2 protein-coding genes and 1 pseudogene are annotated in these 3,344 nt (G+C 26.1%); 1 reads left to right on the top strand and 2 read right to left on the bottom strand.

Annotated features, from left to right (window positions below; all coding sequences use genetic code 11):
- Window positions 1-1,112 (bottom strand): sigma 54-interacting transcriptional regulator (locus U9R42_06195; GenBank protein MEA3495610.1); only part of this gene is annotated, 1,112 nt, incomplete at its 3' end.
- Between the two features lie 15 nt (window positions 1,113-1,127).
- Window positions 1,128-2,147, bottom strand: a pseudogene (locus U9R42_06190) (PAS domain S-box protein).
- A 548-nt stretch (window positions 2,148-2,695) separates the two neighbouring features.
- Here U9R42_06190 and U9R42_06185 point away from each other — a divergent pair.
- Complete coding sequence (locus tag U9R42_06185) at window positions 2,696-3,118, top strand: hypothetical protein (GenBank protein ID MEA3495609.1); 423 nt, start codon at window positions 2,696-2,698, stop codon at window positions 3,116-3,118.
- Window positions 3,119-3,344 lie beyond the last annotated feature (226 nt).

Below are 3,344 nucleotides of genomic sequence, written 5' to 3'. Positions count from 1 at the left end.
GTAATTCTATAAATTTGTTTTCCATGTATTTTAGAAAACTTATTTACAAAATAATTCACAAGTAATGGAATATCATTTTTTCTATCTCTTAAAGGCGGGTTATAAATTGGAAAAACATTTAACCTGTAATATAAATCTGGTCTGAATTTTTTTTCTGAAATTTCTTTTTTCAAATCTCTATTTGATGCAGAAATTATTCTAACATTAACTTTAATTGTTTTGGAACTCCCAAGTCTTTCAAATTCTCCATCCTGCAAAACTCTCAATAATTTGGGTTGTAATTCCATGGGTAATTCACCAATTTCATCTAAAAATATAGTGCCTTTATCAGCAATTTCAAATCGCCCTATTCTTTTACTCAATGCTCCTGTAAACGCACCTTTCTCATATCCAAAAAGTTCACTTTCAAGTAAATTTGCAGGTAAAGCTGCACAATTTATTTTTATTAAAGATTTATTTCTTCTTTTGCTAATATCATGAATTGCTCTTGCAAGTAATTCTTTTCCTGTACCCGTTTCCCCTAAAATCAAAACTGACGAGTCTGTACTTGCAACTTTCTCAACATTTTGTAGTATTTTTTTTAATTTATTATCTTTAGTTATAATCTCATTAAAGTTATGATTAAGTTTTATTTCATCTTTTAAATATAGATTTTCAGTTTCAAGTCTATCTTTAAGCCTCTTAATTTCCAAAAGTTGCTTAGTTATTCTTTGTTCGCTTTTTTTCCTTTCTGTAATATCACTGGCAATAGCAAGAATATATTTAATATTATCAAATTCAAATAAATTGTATTTTACTTCAACCTGTACTTTTTTATTACCACTTATAGTATGAATTGCTTCATTCACAGTTTCTTTTTTGAGCATCATGCTTTCCCAAAATGCCAACCAATTTTTTTTATTTAATTTTTTATTGATTTTAAATATCTTAGTTTTTGTCAACTCTTCTCTTGAAATTCCCCATAACCCACAACAAAAATCATTTGACCTACAAACATAAGCATCCTTGTTTAAAAGATAAATTGCTTCACCTACATTATCAATTGCTGCATGTGATAAGCTTTTTTCTTTTTCTAATAAAACTCTATTTGTAATATCTCTTGCTGAAATCAAAACTGCTTTTTTACCCTGATAACTTACTACATCACCATTAGTCTCAATATATTTTAGTTCTCCTGACTTAGTCAATATTCTAAAATTTGTAAGCTTTTCTACATATTTACCTTCTTCTCTTCTTTTCCAAATATCTTTAATTTTTGCTCTATCTTCAGGATGAATAATATCAATTATGTTTACTTTTCTTGCATCTTCTTCCGAATATCCTGTAATATCTAATGCTTTACTGTTATGATAAAATACTTTATTTTTCCAAAAAATAACTATAGCATCATGACTTTTTTCAACTGCTGTTCTATATCGCAATTCACTTTCAACAAGGGCAATTTCTGTTTTCTTATTATCAGAAATATCATAAAAATAAATCACTACAAAATTTAAATTCTCATTTTTATCAATAATTGGATAAGCCCCAATATCAAACCATTTATCAATAAACTCAAAATACTTTTTAATTTTTATTGATTTTTTTAATTCTACAACTTTCTTTAAATCATCTAATTCACTGAACAATCTATTTTCAATCTCTTTTAACGACAACTTACTACTTACTTCATAACTTTTAAATAGCTTTATTGTCGCTTTGTTGCTCTTAATAATTTTAAATTCTTTATCAACAACATATAATGGTTCAGCAATAACATCAAGAGTGGGTGAATTAAATTTAGGAGAATCAATTTCTTTTTTATCAACTAAGTCTTCTTTTTTAAGATCTTTTACTAAACAACTTACAATTTCCTCTCCCTTAAATTCTATAAAATTTGCTTGAATAGTTACTGGAATAATATCTCCATCCTTAGTTTTATGCTTAGTTTCAAATGTGTATGTTTTTCTATTTTTAATTTCTTTCCATAAATCATTAAAATTATTTTTATGATGTCTCAAGCTAATATCGTCAATCTTTAAATTTATCAATTCATCTTTTGATGAATAACCTAAATGTAAACAAGCTTTATCATTCACATTAATAATATTTGAATCAGGATTTATCCAAAAAATAGGATTAGTGCTTTTTTCAATTGCAATCCCCAAATATTTTACTTTATTTTCTTGCTGTTTCTTCAAGATTTAAATGCTTTAATTACAATTTAGCGAAAATTTTCCGATATATGAAATTGAAAATATTTTTTTTACAACTCAGTTTATCAACTAAAACATGTATTGTAATATGGTTTTAAAACAATACAAAGATATGATATTGTTAAACATTATACAAATTTAATTACAAATATTTTATTGAATAAATCTTAATTTGAACTGATAAGCTAATACCAAGTTGTGCTTAAATGTATCATTGATAGCTTTGTATGTAACTTGCTATATATTCCTATTAAATAGTGTCTCTTAGAAAACTCTACAAAATTAAAAATGTTTCTTTTTGCGATATTTCTATTTTTCTCAAATCACTGATGCAAAGACATCAGTTCATTTCCAAAAAGTAAAAATCTCATCAAAAATAATTCATTTTATAAAAATAGATAGTTTTCTAAGAGATACTAAATAAATAATAAATATCTTCTTTATTTTTAAAAAAAGTATATCTTTGTTTTTCTATTTTATTAAACAAAATTAAAAAAACTATGAAAAAAAACATTCTCTTTCTTTTACTGGGTTTATTTTTATTTTCAAATTCAGTTTTTTCTTCAAATGCAGAACTTTTTTCTTATGATGAATCCGCAATGCAAAATGAATTCTCTGAATTAGTTGTACTTGAAAACTACGTTTTACAAAATGAAAGCACAACCTATACAGAATTAAGCATTCAGCAACCGCAACTTGTTTCTTCATTAAACCTAAGTTGTCCTTCACCATTAAATATGGCATTTGGCATAGGTGATATGAAATGGGGAGCATTTGCATGGGGACTTTTATGTTGCCCTGTTGGATTTTTCTTAGTAATTCTTGATGATGACGAAGACAGTGATTCCAAAATCTCATTCTGGATTGGAGTTGCTTGTTCTGCCATTTTAGGTTCTATTTCAGGTGGTGTAGGATATCACTAAATTATACTATTTGAAATTAGTTAGATTATTTACAAACCTATCCTTAAAAATTATTTTTATAGGATAGGTTTTTTTATTATTTTTTAATACTTAATTATTCATATTTAATAAATATCTTTTTTATTTAAAAAAAAATCTATCTTTGTTTTTCTATGTTCCAGATCCGGATGCTCAAAACTCAATGTGCCGATATCCACGAAATCCGGAATCGGCTGACCGATGGGCA

The organism is Bacteroidota bacterium, assembly GCA_034723125.1.
GTDB lineage: Bacteria > Bacteroidota > Bacteroidia > CAILMK01 > JAAYUY01 > JAYEOP01.
The sequence above is the reverse complement of the archived record's forward strand: the minus strand, read 5'-3'. Positions and strand labels throughout refer to the sequence as shown.